This window comes from Thioreductor micantisoli, assembly GCF_055392745.1.
The window spans coordinates 1,443,319-1,460,916 of the sequence record NZ_AP043760.1; the positions used below are offsets into that span (position 1 = coordinate 1,443,319).

The 17,598-nt window shown below is 27.5% G+C and carries 19 protein-coding genes; 9 read left to right on the forward strand and 10 right to left on the reverse strand.

Translation table 11 applies throughout. The annotated features are described in order from the left end of the window. Positions 1–89 precede the first annotated feature (89 nt). The gene (locus tag ACZ5OA_RS07695; RefSeq protein ID WP_464907284.1) at positions 90–1,286 is read right to left on the reverse strand and encodes a M20/M25/M40 family metallo-hydrolase; all 1,197 of its coding nucleotides are present in this window, start codon (positions 1,284–1,286) and stop codon (positions 90–92) included. 56 nt (positions 1,287–1,342) lie between these two features. Between ACZ5OA_RS07695 and ACZ5OA_RS07700 the strand changes: the two genes are divergently transcribed. The 5 genes from ACZ5OA_RS07700 (at position 1,343) to ACZ5OA_RS07720 (ending at position 4,750) form a co-directional block, all read left to right on the forward strand. Beyond that, the gene (locus ACZ5OA_RS07700) at positions 1,343–1,591 is read left to right on the forward strand and encodes a hypothetical protein (RefSeq protein WP_464907285.1); all 249 of its coding nucleotides are present in this window, start codon (positions 1,343–1,345) and stop codon (positions 1,589–1,591) included. After that, positions 1,582–2,466: a tRNA 5-methoxyuridine(34)/uridine 5-oxyacetic acid(34) synthase CmoB gene (cmoB, locus tag ACZ5OA_RS07705; RefSeq protein WP_464908337.1), complete on the forward strand. Its 885-nt coding sequence runs from the start codon at positions 1,582–1,584 to the stop codon at positions 2,464–2,466. Before ACZ5OA_RS07700 ends, cmoB begins: the two co-directional genes overlap by 10 nt. Positions 2,467–2,618: 152 nt before the next feature. Next, positions 2,619–3,497, forward strand: coding sequence for an aspartate carbamoyltransferase catalytic subunit (locus ACZ5OA_RS07710; protein ID WP_464907286.1), 879 nt, complete (start codon positions 2,619–2,621; stop codon positions 3,495–3,497). Then, positions 3,494–4,396 carry an aminodeoxychorismate synthase component I gene (locus tag ACZ5OA_RS07715; protein ID WP_464907287.1) on the forward strand — a complete coding sequence of 301 codons (903 nt, stop codon included), beginning with the start codon at positions 3,494–3,496 and terminating at the stop codon, positions 4,394–4,396. The genes ACZ5OA_RS07710 and ACZ5OA_RS07715 overlap by 4 nt, the downstream gene beginning before the upstream one ends. Positions 4,397–4,405: 9 nt before the next feature. Next, on the forward strand, positions 4,406–4,750 hold the full coding sequence (locus ACZ5OA_RS07720; protein ID WP_464907288.1) for an arsenate reductase family protein: 345 nt from the start codon (positions 4,406–4,408) through the stop codon (positions 4,748–4,750). 1 nt (position 4,751) lies between these two features. Here the strand turns inward: ACZ5OA_RS07720 and ACZ5OA_RS07725 are convergent, their stop codons facing one another. The 6 genes from ACZ5OA_RS07725 to argB all read right to left on the reverse strand — a co-directional run bounded on the left by ACZ5OA_RS07725 (position 4,752) and on the right by argB (position 9,883). Beyond that, entirely contained in the window at positions 4,752–5,312 is a 561-nt protein-coding gene (locus ACZ5OA_RS07725; protein WP_464907289.1) for a Cap15 family cyclic dinucleotide receptor domain-containing protein, read from the reverse strand. After that, entirely contained in the window at positions 5,309–6,031 is a 723-nt protein-coding gene (locus tag ACZ5OA_RS07730; RefSeq protein ID WP_464907290.1) for an adenylate/guanylate cyclase domain-containing protein, read from the reverse strand. Before ACZ5OA_RS07730 ends, ACZ5OA_RS07725 begins: the two co-directional genes overlap by 4 nt. A 47-nt stretch (positions 6,032–6,078) precedes the next feature. Continuing rightward, on the reverse strand, positions 6,079–6,480 hold the full coding sequence (locus ACZ5OA_RS07735) for an arsenate reductase ArsC (protein ID WP_464907291.1): 402 nt from the start codon (positions 6,478–6,480) through the stop codon (positions 6,079–6,081). Between the two features lie 9 nt (positions 6,481–6,489). Beyond that, positions 6,490–8,502 carry an ATP-dependent helicase gene (locus ACZ5OA_RS07740; protein ID WP_464907292.1) on the reverse strand — a complete coding sequence of 671 codons (2,013 nt, stop codon included), beginning with the start codon at positions 8,500–8,502 and terminating at the stop codon, positions 6,490–6,492. 74 nt (positions 8,503–8,576) lie between these two features. After that, a complete protein-coding gene (gene fliW / locus ACZ5OA_RS07745; protein WP_464907293.1) occupies positions 8,577–8,957 on the reverse strand; it encodes a flagellar assembly protein FliW in 381 nt (126 codons plus the stop codon). A 74-nt stretch (positions 8,958–9,031) separates the two neighbouring features. After that, on the reverse strand, positions 9,032–9,883 hold the full coding sequence (gene argB, locus ACZ5OA_RS07750) for an acetylglutamate kinase (RefSeq protein WP_464907294.1): 852 nt from the start codon (positions 9,881–9,883) through the stop codon (positions 9,032–9,034). 47 nt (positions 9,884–9,930) lie between these two features. Here argB and rpiB point away from each other — a divergent pair, with 47 nt between their 5' ends. Both rpiB and ACZ5OA_RS07760 read left to right on the forward strand, forming a co-directional pair. Beyond that, positions 9,931–10,359 carry a ribose 5-phosphate isomerase B gene (gene rpiB / locus ACZ5OA_RS07755; protein WP_464907295.1) on the forward strand — a complete coding sequence of 143 codons (429 nt, stop codon included), beginning with the start codon at positions 9,931–9,933 and terminating at the stop codon, positions 10,357–10,359. Then, positions 10,356–10,691: a hypothetical protein gene (locus ACZ5OA_RS07760; RefSeq protein ID WP_464907296.1), complete on the forward strand. Its 336-nt coding sequence runs from the start codon at positions 10,356–10,358 to the stop codon at positions 10,689–10,691. The genes rpiB and ACZ5OA_RS07760 overlap by 4 nt, the downstream gene beginning before the upstream one ends. A gap of 1 nt (position 10,692) precedes the next feature. Here the strand turns inward: ACZ5OA_RS07760 and infC are convergent, their stop codons facing one another. Genes infC through ACZ5OA_RS07775 form a run of 3 tightly spaced genes read right to left on the reverse strand, consistent with a single transcriptional unit; the run spans position 10,693 to position 13,791 of the window. Continuing rightward, complete coding sequence (gene infC / locus ACZ5OA_RS07765; protein WP_464907297.1) at positions 10,693–11,217, reverse strand: translation initiation factor IF-3; 525 nt, start codon at positions 11,215–11,217, stop codon at positions 10,693–10,695. Continuing rightward, positions 11,214–13,037 carry a threonine--tRNA ligase gene (gene thrS, locus ACZ5OA_RS07770; protein ID WP_464907298.1) on the reverse strand — a complete coding sequence of 608 codons (1,824 nt, stop codon included), beginning with the start codon at positions 13,035–13,037 and terminating at the stop codon, positions 11,214–11,216. Before thrS ends, infC begins: the two co-directional genes overlap by 4 nt. A 43-nt stretch (positions 13,038–13,080) precedes the next feature. Then, positions 13,081–13,791 carry a tRNA (5-methylaminomethyl-2-thiouridine)(34)-methyltransferase MnmD gene (locus tag ACZ5OA_RS07775; protein WP_464907299.1) on the reverse strand — a complete coding sequence of 237 codons (711 nt, stop codon included), beginning with the start codon at positions 13,789–13,791 and terminating at the stop codon, positions 13,081–13,083. Between the two features lie 266 nt (positions 13,792–14,057). On the opposite strand from ACZ5OA_RS07775, the gene serS reads away from it, so the two are divergent. Both serS and ACZ5OA_RS07785 read left to right on the forward strand, forming a co-directional pair. Then, positions 14,058–15,308, forward strand: a complete 1,251-nt coding sequence (serS, locus tag ACZ5OA_RS07780; RefSeq protein WP_464907300.1) for a serine--tRNA ligase — start codon at positions 14,058–14,060, stop codon at positions 15,306–15,308. Positions 15,309–15,316: 8 nt separating this feature from the next. Next, the gene (locus tag ACZ5OA_RS07785) at positions 15,317–17,593 is read left to right on the forward strand and encodes a tetratricopeptide repeat protein (RefSeq protein WP_464907301.1); all 2,277 of its coding nucleotides are present in this window, start codon (positions 15,317–15,319) and stop codon (positions 17,591–17,593) included. Positions 17,594–17,598 lie beyond the last annotated feature (5 nt).

The window sequence follows — 17,598 nt, forward strand, 5'->3', positions numbered from 1 at the left end:
TTATTTCAAGTGTAGTATTGTAAATATAGTGTTTTTAAAAGAATAATTAAAAATTTGTGTAAATATAGAAGTAAAAATTATTTTTCAATCTATTTCAAAAACTCTTCTATCTCTTTATAAAGTTTATAAATAGAATCTATTTCTACTCTTTCTCTAAGTGAATGAGGTTCGTAAATATTTGGACCAACAGATATCATTTCATCAAAATATTTCCCTAAAACAGCAGTTTCAAGTCCTGCATGAATAACTTTCAAGTTTTTATTACTAATTTTTTGATAAATATCTGCTAATTCACTTTTTACAGGTTTCCACGCTGGATATTCATCTTCTATTTTCACTTCACAATCCACAAAACTAAATAACGATTTTAGTTCCATTTTTAGCTCATCCATAAGTTCTTTTGAATTTGCTCTTGCTGATAAGATTACTTTTTCATTTGTAACTATTGCTAAATTAAGGCTTTTATTTACTACATCAAATTCTTTGTCTATTCCTAAAACCCCATTTGGCAAAGCTTTTAAAAATCTAATCAATTCATTTGAATTTAAAATTATTTTACCTTTATTTTCAATTTTTGGATATTTTAATTTAGATTCAGTAATTACTAACGCTTCGCACTCTCTTGGAATTGAATTTCTTCTCTCTCCACCTTTGATTGAAAGTAAAGTCCAATTATCTTTTAGTTGTTTTACTATTTCTTTTATAGCATTTGGATGATTTTTGTCTATATCTACCCCACTATGCCCTCCAGGAAGATTATCTATTTTGATTTGATAAACTTCTCCAAAATAAGGTTTTTTCTTAGTTTTAATATTGACCTCAACATCAAATCCACCAGCACATCCAATATAAAGATTTTCATCTTCACTATCTAAATTAATAAGTTTTTTTGCTTTTGGTTTTATTTCTAAATTACTAGCCCCAATAAGCCCTATTTCTTCATCATTTGTAAATAAAAATTCTAACTGTTTCTTTTTTGTCATCAAATCCATCATAATGGCAATTCCAATTCCATTATCTGCACCCAAAGTTGAATTTTTCGCTTTTAAAAATCCATCTTCTTCTATAATCTCTATATTTTTATAGTCCCCTATACAAACCATATCATAATGCGCTTGAAAACATACTTTTGGATTCTCACTTGTAGCTAAGATATTTCCATATTTATCTGTTTTTACTTTGTATCCACTTTTTTTAGCAAATTCAACTAAAAACTCTTGCATTTTCTCAGTATTACCACTACATCTTGGTATTTTTGTTATTTGTTTGAAATATTTTAATATCATTTTTTCTCACTTTTTTTAAATTTATAGTAAAATTGTATCAAAAAAAGATACTGACTATGAAAAAAATTTATTTATTTATTTTATTAATATTTTTAACAGGTTGTGCAGACAAAACTGGATTTACTTTGCATTACTATTCTGGTTGTCATGGAGAGTATGATTATTATGGAGTTTATCATGAAGTATGTCCTCACAATTTAATTGACTACAAAACAATTAAAGCAATTCCACAAAAACTAAAAGAACAAGTAGCAAAAGATAAAGAAGTAACAAAGGATGATGGTCAATGCTTGCAATGCAACTAAATGAAATAAGAAAAGAAAAAGAGAGACAATTCACTTTTAAAAACATAGCTCCTCTAAAAAAAATGATAGATAATTTACCTAAATTTAAAGTAAATAGCGTTGAATTTAATAATACTATTGAAATTGATGGAGAGTTTGATGAAGAATTAATTTATCAAACTGCAAGAAATCTAATGCCTTGGAGAAAAGGTCCTTTTAGAATAGGTAAAACTTTTATTGATAGTGAATGGCAAAGTTTCATCAAATATAATCTACTTGAAAAACATATTAATTTAGAAAACAAAATAGTTGCTGATGTTGGATGTAATAACGGATATTATATGTTTAGAATGCTTTCTCAAAATCCCCAAAAAGTAGTGGGTTTTGACCCAATGGTTCTATTTAAATTGCAATTTGACTTTATAAATCATTTCGTAGAAAGTGAAAAGCTACATTATGAACTTCTTGGAGTTGAACATTTACCACTTTATGAACATAAATTTGATACTATCTTTTGCTTGGGAGTTTTATACCATAGGAGTGACCCTGTAACTATGCTAAAACAACTAAAAGCTTCTCTAACTGAAGGTGGCGAAGCAATAATAGATACTTTTATAATCGAAAGTGATGAGGAAATAGCTTTATGTCCAAACAGATATGCAAAAATGAGGAATGTCTATTTCATACCTTCAATTCCTACACTTAAAAATTGGGCTGAGATTGCTAAATTTAAAGAGTTTGAAGTTTTAGAAATAAAACCAACAGACTTAAATGAACAAAGAAAAACTGATTGGATTGAAGGTGAAAGCTTAAATAACTTCCTAAATGAAGATGGCTCAAAAACTATCGAAGGATATCCTCCTCCAATTCGAGCTTATATAAAATTAAAAACTTAACCTTCTTTAACTGATTTACCTAAAAAATAAAATGCTTCTACAAGCCACCAACCTAAAAGTATAAAAGATACCCATAACACTAAACCATTTTCCATAATATCTCCTTTTTTTGTTATAATTTTACTATAAATTTTTCAAAAAGTGAGTAAAAAATGAAGAAACATCTAACAAACACAAAAGATTTGAGTAAAAATGAAATTATTTCTCTATTTAAACGAGCTGAAATTTTTTTAGATGAGCAAAAAAGAAACATTTTAAATGGAAAATTAATTATAAACATATTTTTTGAAAACTCTACAAGAACAAGAAGTAGTTTTGAAATAGCTTCTAAAAGACTTGGAGCTGATGTAGTTAATTTAGATGTAAGTAGAAGTTCAACTAGCAAAGGCGAAACTCTATATGATACAGCTATGAATTTGGATGCTATGGCACCAAATGCTATCGTAGTTCGTCATAAAAATGCAGGAGTACCTAAAATTCTAAGTAAATATACAAATGCCTCAATCGTAAATGCAGGAGATGGCGCTCACCAACATCCAAGTCAAGGATTGTTAGACTTATTCACAATTACAAAACACTTCAATACTTACGATTTAACTGGTAAAACAATTGCTCTTGTAGGAGATATCAAAAATTCAAGAGTAGCAAATTCTGATATTGAACTTCTTTCAAGATTTGGTGCACGTATAATTTTAGTTACACCTCCACATTTCCTACCTAATAAATCATTCAATTATACTCACGATATAAGAGAAGTTATTGACGCGCTTGATGTAATCATATCGCTTAGAACCCAAACAGAAAGACACTCAGACCCTACATATGCCAGCTTAACTGATTATGGACACAACTTTCAAATAACAAAGGAACTCATTGAAGGAAAAGATTTAATTGTAATGCACCCAGGTCCTGTACACAGAAATATAGATTTGAGTGATGAAGTAATGAGTGATAAAAGATGTAAAGTTTTAGAACAAGTTAAAAATGGAGTAGCTATCAGAATGGCTATATTAGAATATTTACTCACATGAAATTTTTTCTAATTGATTTTGAAAAAAATCATTTTATTATAGAAGATATTAAAAATAAAAATATTCTTTTTAAATGTGATAATTTAAAAAATTATACTCCAAAAGAAGTAAAAAAAAAGACTATTTTAGAAAAAACTCCTATAACATTTGACAAATATAAAATAGCTTTTGATAAAGTTATAGAAGAGATTAAAAACGGAAATACATATCTTTTGAATCTCACATTTCCTACACCAATTCAAACAAATCTTAGTTTAGAAGAGATATTTCATAAAACAGATGCTAAATTTAAACTAAAATACAGAGATAATTTCGTCTGTTTTTCACCGGAGAGATTTATAAAAATAGAAAATAACAAAATTTATACCTATCCTATGAAAGGCACAATTGATGCAAATATTAAGGATGCAAAAGAAAAAATTCTAAACAATCAAAAAGAACTTGCTGAACACACAATGGTTGTCGATTTACTTAGAAATGATTTAGGAATGGTAGCTAATAACGTAAAAGTAACAAAATTTAGATATATTGATAAAATATATGCAGGAAAAAAAGAATTACTTCAAGTAAGTAGTGAAATAGTTGCTGATATGCCAAAAAACTGGACAACTTATTGGAGACAAATTTTGATGAAACTTTTACCTGCTGGAAGTATTTCAGGAACTCCTAAAAAAAAGACTCTTGAAATAATTAAAGATGCAGAAAATTATAATAGAGGATTTTATACAGGAATTTTTGGTATTATTGATGAAGAAAATGGATTTTTGGATAGTGGAGTAATTATTAGATATATAGAAAATCAAAATGGAAAATTTGTGTATAAAAGTGGCGGTGGAATTACACTTGATAGCAAGTTAGAAAGTGAATATCAAGAATTAATTGATAAGGTTTATATATAAGGAATAAAAATGATAAAAATGTATGGAATTCCAACTTGTGGAAGTATAAGAAAAGCAAAAAAATATTTTAACGATAATGGAACAGAATTTGAATTTATTGATTTCAAAAAATCACCAGTAGAATGCAAAAAAATAGATGAATGGCTTAAGCAAGTTTCAATAGATAAACTTTTTAATAATCGTGGAACAAAATATAGAACTCTAAAACTAAAAGAACTTAATTTAGATGATGCCGGAAAAAGAGAATGGCTTTGCAAAGAAAATCTACTTATTAAAAGACCAGTAATTGAATATGATGGAAAAGTTATCGTAGCCTTTGATGAAGAAGAATACGATAAGATTTTTAAAAGTTAATTTAACTTTCTTTTTTCCCTTTAAAACTTCCTGATGTACATTTTCTACCATCAATATTACTATTTGTAAAATAGTACCCATCTAAAGTTTTTTCATTTAAAATTGTCACTATTGTTGTTCCATCAAATAAAACACCATTAAAAGAAGCATTCCATACAAAATACAATTTCCAACTATAATTAATTTTGATAAGTTCAGATAATATGGTTGTTGAATTGCCTCTTTCAACTTCAGTTATCACATTTATATTAAGCCAAGTTTGTTCGATTATAATATCTGCTTTTTGTTTTTTTCCATCTTTTGTATTAATAATTATTCCTTCCCATTTACCATTAAGATTTGGTATAGAACCAAAAAATGAGGAAATCCATTTAATTTTCCATAAATAATTATTTACTAAATAAAATGTTAAAGTTGATACTATACTTAATGTTCCTAATAATTTTAAAAGATCTATTGGTTTATTTGGACATCCAAAGCAATACAAATAAATAACAATGAAAATTATACTTATAAAAATAGTTACCCAGCTAAATTTTTTAAGTTTTTCTTCTTTTGTCATTTACAATTTTCCTCTACCCATTCTTCCATATCACTCCGGATAATATTCCCCCCATAACAATCTTCATAAGAAATTTCATTTAATAAATTTTTATTATGATCATTTAAATTATTATACACAACTTCAGATACTAAAAGTCTATAATCATATTTTTTATTTGCTTTTTTACAAAGTTTAGCTGCTTTATTAAGTACATTTCCCATCCAAGCAACTTCATTAAGTCCACTTCCTGAAAATCCTGCTTTTATCAATAATAATCTTCCATAATCCATCCCAATACCAATTTCGATTTTGATAATATTTTTCTTTTTTAATTTACAGTTTAATATATCAATTAATGAACTTATTTTAGCAGCATTATTAAAAACTGAACCTATATCTTTCTCATAAGGTGTCTCATACACTCCACTTACACAATCTCCATCAATATTTATAAATTTACAATTTTTATTCCCATTCATAATAGCAATAACTTCAGAAATAAAACTTCTATATATTTTTGCTAAAGTTGGTCTGTTATGATTTTCAATAAGATTAGAAGAATCACGAATATCCACAAATAAAGCTGTTGCATTTACATAATATCCATTTGTAAAAGTAAGTGTATCAATTGAAGGAAAGCTATCAACTTTTGGAAATGAAGAATCTTGTTCATTTAAAATTTTGTCTATTCTTTCGATACTTTTATGGTAATCATAAAAAATATAATTTGTTTGCATTTATTTTCCTAATATTTTATTCAAAATTATTATATCTAAATTAACCTTCAATATTTAAAAAACTCTTCTATTTTAGAAAGAAGCTTTTCTTCTATTTCTTTATAAGTTTTTTCAAATTCTTCATATTCTTTTCCATCTGGGTCCTCAAATCCTACGTGAATTTTTGGAATTGTTTTTGGAAAAATAGGACAAGTCTCTTTTGCATTATCACAAACAGTTACTACTAAATCAAAATCCTCATCAATAACCTCATCTAAATGTTTAGAATAATACTCGTCCTTCCATATTTTATTTTCTCTCAAAATTTTTTTAGCATTTGGATTTACCTTTCCTGAAGGATTAACTCCAGCACTTTTAGCTTCAATCCCATCAAGTTTTGCATTAACTAATGCCTCACCTATAATACTTCTACAACTATTTCCCGTACACATAATTAAAACTTTTTTCATTTTATTCCTTTAAATCTTAAACCCTGCTTCATTCAAAAATTGACTTGGTTCAAATTCTAATTTTTTAATCAAATCTCTTTTTGCCATAGATAAATATAAAATATCTTTTGCTCTTGTAACGGCTACATAAAAAAGTCTTCTCTCTTCCTCTACTCCACCAGCACTGCTTGCAAGTTTTGTATTTGGAAATCTTCCTTGCATCAAATCCACAATATAAACTTCTTTAAATTCAAGACCTTTACTTGCGTGAACGCTTAATAGATTAACACCCTCTCCTTCTGTAAATTCACTACTTCCAAGCACCATTGCATTTAAAAATCTATCTAATGAATTGTAATTTTTTAGTAAATTTCTAAGAAGTTTTACTCTATTTAAAATTTTAGTTTTTACTTGTTCAAATTTATCTTTATCCACTTTTCCAGTTTTGTCTTTTGCACGATAAATTGCAAGATTATCTACAATATGTATAAATATTTTACTATTTAAAGTCTCTTCAAAAATTGAACTTGGATTTTTGAAATTAGAAATATGTTTAAGATATTTATAAAAGTTATATAGAAATTCTCCACCCTCTTTTGTAAGTTTTGGATGTTTTAAAATTGGATTTTTGAGAAAATTTTCTTCAAAGCCCAACTCTTTAAATTTCAAAACACTTCCTAAAATCATAAAGTCATCAAAAAGCCCTAATTGAACTGATTTTTTATTTTTAGTAAATACTTTTTGAGTAGTATCTGGATTCATAAACCCTTTTTTAGCATCTGAATGACCCAAAATTTTCAATGCTTCATAAATTTCATTTGCAATAGCACTTCCCACACCTTTGGCATATTCAAATATGTGAATAAAACTCATTATATCCTTTGGATTATATAAAAATGTAAGGATATCAAGTGTTACTTTGACCTCTTTTGTATCAAAAAACCCAACTCCACCTTTTCTTTTGCTTGGAATATTTAATTCTCTTAGATAAATTTCTATTCCGTCGGCACTTGAGTTGTTTCTAAACAAAACTGCTATTTCATCTTTTTTAGTTGAAGACATTGAAATCTTATTCGCAATATCTTTATATTGTTTGATAGTATCTTCATAAACTAACAGTTTTGGATTAATTCCGCTTGAACCACGGAAAACCTCAAGTTGTTTAGGATAAATTCTCGGATTATATTTGATAACTCTATTTGCCAAATTCAAAATTTCAGAATAACTTCTATAATTTTTTGTAAGTGTAAAAACATTCGCATCAGGATATCTGTTGTCAAAGCTAGAAATAATAGAAATATCAGCCCCATTAAAAGCATAAATAGACTGGTCATAATCTCCTACACAAAAAAGGCTTCCATTCTCAACTGCCTTTATAAACTCATTTTGAAGAGGATTAGTATCTTGATATTCATCTACTAAAACTTCTTTGAAATTATTTTCACATCCATTTTTAAGCTCATCTATCATCATAATAAGTAGTGAATTAAAATCCACTAAATTATAATCCTTTTTCATCTGCTCATACTCTTCAAAAATGCCTTCATAAATCATACAAAAATCCTCTTGTGCTGGATTTTTAACACTCATCCATTCTGTGAAATCTGAAGCATTTGCATTCAAAAAAAGTGAATAAATATCAAACAAATAGCTACTTTGATATGGGTCGCCTTCAATCTGATGAAAACTTCTTTTATCATAAATTGATTTAAAAAGAATTTTTAAGTCTCTTGTGGATTTTAAAGTAATATTTTTATTTAATTTTTTAAGCCATCTGTAACTTACCGCGTGAAAAGTTCCAGCTTCTATTTTATTTGCATCTTTAAAAAAGTTACTAACACGAGTTTTCATCTCCAAAGAAGCTTTATTTGTAAAAGTAAGTAGTAAAATCTCTTCTGGTTTTATTCCAGATTCAAGTAAATAAGCTATTCTTCCAACAATTGTAGAGGTTTTTCCTGTTCCGGCTGATGCTATAATAAGATTATAGCCCATATCTGCAGTTGCTGATTTTAATTGATTTTCATTTAAAGAAGTAAGAGGCAAATATTTCCTTTTTTGGGGCAATTATACCAATTTATTCAAAAAAATTCTAATAATAGACTATTTTTTTCATTTTACTATTTATTGTTTCTATTTTCTAAACACTCACCTATTGTAAAATAATCTTCATCATCTAATATAAATTGAGCCATAGTAGCATTATCTTTATTAAATATAAGAGGTGCTTTAAAATTAATAATAGATTTAGTAATTGGATTATACAATACAACAATATTATAAACTAAAATGTTTGAATCTTCTTTTATATCAAGTAATATTTGAACATCTTTTGGAATATCAAAAGAATATTCTCTCATAGTATATGGATTAATTAATGTAAAATTTGGAATAGTTTTGGTTTCTTCTTCAAGAGTAGCAAAAAGTTTATCAACTTCTTCTAATTTTACTTTTGATACATTTTCAAATCCTAAAATCGGTTTTTTTACTTCAAAAATCATTTTTCACACCTTTTTTAGAATTATTAAGCAAATACTATTCCATCATATTTACATTATCAATTATAAATTATCAATTATTTTTTAATTTCTGTTCCTATACCTTCACTTGTAAGAAGTTCAAGCAAAATAGAATGTTCTATTCTTCCATCAATTATATGGGCTTTCTCTACTCCTCTATCAACTGCGTAAAGTGCAGCTTCAACTTTCGGAATCATTCCGCCTGCAATTGTTCCATTTTCAATAAATTCCTTTACTTCTTCTTTTTTTAATGAATGAAGTAAATTTTTACCTTTATCTAATACACCTTGTGTATCCGTAAGAAATAGAATCCTTCTTGCATTTATTGCGGCTGCAACTTCACAAGCCGCCGTATCTGCATTTATATTAAATCCTGGATGATTTGCCCCTTCTCCACTTGCAATTGGAGCAATTACTGGTACAAATTTTTCAGAAATTAGATTATTTACAACCCCTGCTTTTACTTCTGTAATTTCTCCAGTAAATCCAAATTCTCCATTATCTTTGGCTTTCGCCTTTAAAAATTCTCCATCTTTTCCACTAATTCCTATAGCTTTTGCACCATGAAAATTTAGCATATTCACAATCTCTTTATTTATATCACCACTTAAAACCATTTCAGCTATTTTAATAGCATCTTCATTTGTAACCCTCACTCCATTTTTAAATTCTGTTTTTATATTTAATTTTCCTAAAAGCTCTGTTATTTTTTTACCACCACCATGAATAATAACTGGTTTTATTCCAACCATATACATCATCAAAATATCAATTGCAAATGATTCTTTTAGTTCAGGATTTATTTGAGCACTACCACCATATTTAATTACTATAGTTTCTCCAGTAAATTTTTTTATAAATGGTAATGAATCTAATAAAGTTTTAACCTTATCCATTTTTTTTTTCAAAAGAGCATCCTTTTTTTGTTATAATTGTATCAAAAAAAGGCATAACGATGAAATATTTTATCGGAACTGATCATGCTGGAATAAATATAAAACCATTCGTGATTGAATTACTTGAAAAAAAAGGTTATGAAGTAGAAGATTTAGGTTGCTATTCAAACGATAGAGTTGATTATCCTGATTATGCACACAAAGTTGCCAAGGCTGTTTTAGCAAACTCAGGAAGCAAAGGAATTTTAATTTGTGGAAGTGGAATTGGTATGAGTGTAACTGCAAATAAACATGCAGGAATCAGAGCAGCACTTTGTCAAGAACACTATACTGCAAAAATGGCAAGATTACATAATGATGCAAATGTTTTATGTTTTGGTGAAAGGATTGTAGGAAAAGGAATGATTGAAGATTTACTTGAAGCCTGGTGCGAAACTGAATTTGAAGGTGGAAGACATATTCAAAGAGTGGAAAAAATAAATATATGAATTTTTTAAATTGGATAGTTTTAACAACTTTTTTATTAATTATAGGAACTTTACTTTTTAAAATGTATTATTATAAAAATTTATATGAAAAAGAAGCTGAATATAAAACAATATTAAAAGCAACACTTGAAGAAGCTGAAATATTAATCAAAAAATACCAAATTCAACTCCAAAGATCTCTTGGAAACTTAGATATTTTAAATGATGAAATGAATAAACTTAAAAATGATATAAAAGCAGTTAAAGCTAGAAACTCTCAATATAAAATCGAAAATGAACAGTTGAAGAGAAAAATCCAAGAGCTTGACAATAAAATCGAAGCTCTTTTATAAATTAATTTTTCTTTTTAGGATATACAAGCATATTGATGTGATTACCCTCTAATTTAGGATTTGCATCTCTATCAGCATAATCTTTTACCATATCCCAAACTCTATTGATTACTTCAAATCCAGCTTGTGGAGTAGGAATTTCTCTACCTCTTAGAAAGATTCTAAATTTGACATGTTTTCCTTTACTTAAAAATTCAAGAGCATGTTTTACTTTATAATCAACATCGTGTTGGTCAATTTTTGATGTAAATTTAATCTCTTTTACATCTATTTTAGCTTGTTTTTTTCTCGCTTCTTTTTGTTTCTTTTCTTGTTGGTATTTGTATTTACCATAATCCATAATTTTAGTAACAGGCGGTTTAGCATTTGCTGCTACCACTACCAAATCCAATCCTGCATTGTATGCTTTTTCAAGTGCATCACTAGTAGAAATAATTCCAAGCTCACCTTCAGGTGCAACACATCTAACATCTCTACTCAATCTTAATACATCATCATTCATTATTACTTTATCTTTTTTACTCATAATCTAACCTCATTTTCTTCCTTAATTTTTGTTATAAATTCATCTCTAGGGATGTCATATTTTTCTTTTCTTCTTCTATCTCTTATTGCAAGTGAATTATTTGTCATCTCTTCAACACCCACGATAATTACATATGGAACTCTTTGTTTTTCAGCATTTCTAATTCTTTTATTTAATGAATCATTGCTGTCATAAACTTCTGTTTTAATATCGTCAAAAAGCAATTCTTTTTGAAGCTTTTTACAATATTCTACATTATTTTCACTAATTGGAACTATTATAGCTTTTATTGGTGCTATAAATACAGGGAATTCTCCCGCATAATGTTCTGTTAAAATAGCTGTAAATCTTTCGAAACTTCCTAAAATTGCTCTATGAAGCATTACAGGTCTTTGTTTTTCATTATTTTCATCAACATAGTGAATATCAAATCTCTCAGGTAAATTAAAGTCAACTTGAATAGTTCCACATTGCCATTTTCTACCAATTGCATCTGTAATTTTGATATCAATTTTTGGACCATAAAAAGCACCACCACCTTCGTCTTCTCCATAATCTTTACCTAAATTATTAAGAGCATTTCTAAGTGAAACAGTTGCTATTTCCCAAATTTTATCATCACCAATTGCTTTATCTGGTTTTGTAGAAATTTCCATTTCATAATCAAATCCAAAAGTTTTCATAATTTTATCTACAAAATCTAAAACTTCAATCACTTGTTCTTCGATTTGAGAAGGCATACAGAAAATATGAGCATCATCTTGTGTAAATTCTCTAACTCTTAGAAGTCCGTGTAAAACTCCACTTTTTTCATGTCTATGAACTGTTCCAAATTCAAAAAATTTAAGTGGAAGTTCTTTGTAACTTCTAACTTTATGGTCAAATATTTTTACATGACTTAAACAATTCATTGGTTTAATACCATATTCTGCATTATTGTCATCTTCGATAGTTGTAAAATACATATTTTCTTTATAGTTTTGATAATGACCTGAGATTTTCCACATATCACTTTTTAAAATTTCAGGACCTTTAACTGGTTCATATTCTCTTACTAAATGAGCTTTAAATAGAAGTTTTTCTAAATTTGCTCTTAAAGTTGCACCTTTTGGCAACCATATTGGTAGCCCTGGTCCCACTTTTTCATCGAAAAACCATAAATCCATCTCATTTCCAAGTTTTCTATGGTCTCTTTTTTCTGCTTCTTTTAGCATATCAAGATGCTTTTTAAGTGATTCTTTATCAGCAAATGCAGTTCCATAAATTCTTGTAAGCATTTCTCTATCACTATCTCCACCGAGATATGCACCTGCAACTCTTTGAAGTTTAAAAGCCTTAATTAATCCTTGATGTGGTAAATGTGGCCCTCTACATAAATCTTCGAAATCACCTTGTTTATAAATAGAAACAGTTTCATCAGGAATTCTTTTCATAACTTCAAGTTTTAAATCATCATTTTTAAATTTTTCTAAAGCCTCAGCTTTTGAAATTTCATATCTTTCAATTGGAGTTTTTTTCTTAGCAATTTGTTGCATTTTTTTCTCAACTTGTCTTAAGTTTTTATCACTAAAATCTCCATTGATTCTCATATCATAATAAAATCCACCTTCAACTACTGGTCCTACAAAAAATTTAGTCCCAGGAAAAAGTTCTTGCATAGCTTGTGCCATAAGATGTGCAGTTGAATGTCTTAAAACTTCTAATGCATCTTCACTATTCCCATAATAAATAGGCTCACCACCTTCAATATTTTCAGTCTCGGCAGTTTGTAAGTCAATTAATTGACCATTTTTTTTCAGTGCAATTTGAATTTGCTCCACTTCCATCCTTTTTTTAGTTGTATTTTACCATAAATTTATAAAATTATAAATTTTTATCTTCGTAATAAAAAGGATTTTTCACTCTTGTTAATTTTTCATCAAATTTCGCACTTGGGAAATTCAGTTTTTCTTTGCTTGCAAGTGTTCCTTTTCGAATATTGTCATAAGGATGAGTATAAAGGTTATATCCTAAATTGTGCATTGCAAAACGAATGGCTGTTGAAACTGTATAAGTAGTTATGATAGTAGGCTTTAGTTTTTCAATATCCTTAAAATATTCAATTGTCCAAAGCTCACGATTTACTTTTGGAGAAAAAGCATCTTGAAAAACAATATCAACCTCATCTAAAGTTTTAATATATTCTCTTGCATCACCGATGAAAACTTCCACTTCTACCCACTCATCTTTATAATATAGATTTTCTGAGATAAAATTAATTATATGTTTTATTTTTTCAAACTCTTTTGGATAATTAAAATTTTTAAGACTTTTAACTAACTCTCCATCAAATTCAGGAGAATAAATCTTTAGTTTAGAATTAATTGGTCTATTTAAAATTGCTACAAAAGTGTTATATCCAAGTCCAAAACAAATATCCAAAATTTTTATCTCTTTTTTATCAACAACACTAAAAGCTGGATAAATATGTTTATATAAAGTTTCTGTAACTGCACCCTCAGTTGAATGATAACATTCATTATATTTATCATTTTTTAGGGTTATTGTTCCATCATCTGTAATAACTTCTCTCAAATATTTCCTTTTTTGATATAATTTTATCATAAAATTAAGTGGGTATTTAATACTATAAAATAGAGGTACTGACTAAATAAACAAAACAACTACAAATTTTAACGAAAAAAAAGCGTTAAAAAAAGTGTGCTTCAAACCCGAAGGGCGCTTGCGTTGACACTTTTTAGCTTTTTGTAGTGGCAAAAATTTGTTTTATTGTTGAGTGTTTTAGGTCAGTGCCTAAAAATAGAAACTAAATAATAGCCCTCAAAAAAAGGACATATTTTATGATTGATTTAAAATTACTTGAAAACAGTTATGAAGAAACAAAAGAAAAATTACTAAAAAAAGGGGTAAATGAAGATTTACTAGAAACAGCAAAATCACTGTTTGAAAAACAAAAACCATTAAAACAACAAATTGAACCATTACAAGCCCAAAGAAATAGCCTTTCAAAAGAGATTGGTAAATTTATGAAAAACAAAGAAATAGATAAAGCAAATGAAGTAAAAAAAGAAGTTGAAGAAATAAAAAATAAAATGCTTAAATTAGAAAAAGAATTAAATAAAATAAATGAGGAATTAAGTCTAAAAGCCTTATCTATTCCAAATATTCCAGATAATGATGTTCCAGTTGGTAAGGACGAAAATGATAATGTGGAACTTAAAAAAGTTTTAACTCCTAGAAAATTTGATTTTGAGCCTAAACCTCACGATGAATTAGGCGTCAATCTTGATTGGCTTGATTTTGAAAAGGGAGTGAAACTTGCCAAAAGTAGATTTACAGTATTCAAAAAAGATGCAGCAAGACTTGAGCGAGCTTTGATTAATTATATGTTAGATTTCAATAGGCAAAGAGGTTATGAAGAAGCTTATGTACCTTTTATGGTAAATAGAGAAACAATGACAGCTACAGGGCAACTTCCAAAATTTGAAGAAGATTTATTCAAAATTGAAGGAGAAGAACTATTTTTAATCCCAACTGCTGAAGTGCCACTTACAAATCTATTCAGAGATGAAATTATTAAAGATTTAAATGAGCCAATTAAAATGACGGCTTATACTCCTTGTTTTAGAAAAGAAGCAGGAAGTTATGGAAGAGATACAAAAGGAATAATCAGACAACATCAATTTGATAAAGTTGAATTAGTATGTATCACAAAACCAGAAGATAGTGATAAAATATTTGAAGAAATGGTCCAAACTGCAAGTGATTTATTAACTTCACTAAATTTACCTCATAGATTACTTAATTTATGCACAGGTGACTTGGGATTTAGCGCGGCTAAAACTATTGACCTTGAAGTATGGATTCCTTCACAAAATCAATATAGAGAAATAAGCTCAGTTTCAAATGTAAGAGAATTTCAAGCAAGAAGAGCAAAAATAAGATATAAAGATGGTAAAAAAAATAGATTAGCAAACACTCTAAATGGAAGTAGTTTAGCAGTAGGTAGAACACTAGTTGCTATTATGGAAAATTTCCAAACAAAAGATGGACAAATAGAAATTCCAGAAGTTTTACATAAATATTTATAAGGTAAAAAATGGCTGAAGAAGAAAAACAAGAAAATGAAGATGTAATTGTTATCGAAGAAGATAAAAAAAAAGAAACTATAGAAAATAATGAAAAACCCAATAATGAAGACGAAAAAAAGAAAAAAAAGAAACTTTTTTTAATTCTAATCGCTGTTTTAATAACTATTATTATTTTTTTACTTGTTTTACTTCTTGTAGTAGTTCTCAAAAAGAAAAAAGAAAATAACAATATTCCTAAAAATGAAATAGAAAAAATCACAAAAAAACTAAAACAAAAACATATTCAAAAAACCACAATTGACGAATTTGTAAAAAAAGCAAATATACTTTTTGCAAAAGGACAACATCAAAAAGCTCTAAATTTATTAAATAAACTATCTGTTTTTTCTGAATCCTTGTCAAACTACAATCTTGGAGTAATCCAAATAAAAGAAAAAAATTATAAAAAAGCTATTGAATATTTTAATAATGCTATTGCTAATAAAGATAACAGATGTATAGCTGCTATTAATGCTGCATATTGTTCATTAAAATTAAAAGATAAAAAACGATTTGTTTACTATTCACATCTTGCTGAATTATATTTACCTCAAACAACTAATTTAAAAGGATATCCATATTATTATGCATTAGTTCATTATTATTTGGGTGAAGAATTTGAAGCGTTGGCTGGACTTGACAAATCAAAATCATATCCTAAAATAACAAACAGATTAAAGACAGCTATTTATAGTCTTTATGATGATCCTTATCACGCTATTGATTCTACAAAAGATGATTTTATTTTAGGTATTTCATATGCAAGAATTAGAGAATATGCTCTAGCTAAACCTCATTTACAAAAAGCAACTTTCACCTATCCATTAAAAGCAGGTGTAGCTTTGGCTTTGGTAGAATTAAAGCTAAAAGAGTATAAAAGTGCTGCTAATCATTTAAAAACTGCTGAAAAACAAGATAATGTAATTTACCCTATAAAAGTGAGTTTAAAACCAGAAATATTCGATATACAAATAGCTCAACAAAAATTCAAAAACGAACCATTTAGTAAAAATGATTGGATAAATATAATTTTTTATTACGCTCCTTATAAAGTATTTAATATTTCTCAAACTATCCAATTTTTACAAAAAGGAAGTTTTGGAATTGCACTTGATGATATAAGTGGCGCTAATAAATATTTAACAAAATCATCAACAATATCAAATCTAAATTTAAAAATGAGTGAAGGAATAAAAGAGGCTCTTAGTTACCATATTGTAATAGCAAATAAAATTTTTGCTAAACTCGCTAAAAAACATAAATATCACTCTATTTTACAATATGATTTAGCCTTAACTTATGCAAATTTAAAAAACTATTCAAAAGCATATTTACACTTTTTAAGAGCTTATCATTTAGATAGTCATAACTATTTAGCTGGTATATTTACAATAATTACAGGAGAAAAAATAGGTATAAAACAAAAATATTTAAATATTATTAGCTCACAACTAAATGCAGATATAAACTTTTCAAATCCCAAAAATAAAAAATATTCAGCTTTAATGAGTTTTATAATAAACAATTATTCTAACTCTTTAAGCTTTGTTCAGAGTAATCCTAAAAATACAAAATTTAATCTTGCAATTGAGCTTGCAACGCTGTATGAATTAGATGAAAAAAACTATTTTATCCAAAAAGCTACTACCCTTAAAACAGTGGCACCAAAAGATGTGATAGCTAATTTAATCTATTTTTATGCAACACATAAAGTAAATAAAATCAAAGAATTTGCCCTTGACTTTCAACAAGTATTTATCAATTCTTTAAATAATTGGGATTTAAACAGTGTTTATTATGGTCCTTTAATTGCTGGTGAAATGTATATAAAATTTGCTAAACTTTCTGGTCAATTAGCAAAACTTAGAGATAAACTACAAAATGAAGTATTATCTACAAACAGTGATCTAACTCCCCTTCTTAAAAATTTAGCATTTATTGAACTTTTTAGTGGTAACACGGAAGAAAGTTATTCACTATTTAATGATTTGATAGATAACAAACATCAAGATGATTCTAAAACACTTTTTTATGGAGCTGTTGCTTCAATAGCTGCTAATCATCATGCAAATGCCATAGCATTATTAACTCTAGCAAAAGCAAAAAATAAAAAAAATTATGAAGCAAGGTATGGACTTGGACTTTTATATCATGAAGCACGAAATCTTCGAGGTGCCACTATCCAATATTTAAAAATTCCAACAGATTTTAAAAGTAAATTTTTTGATTTTGAATTAAAGCCATAGGAATA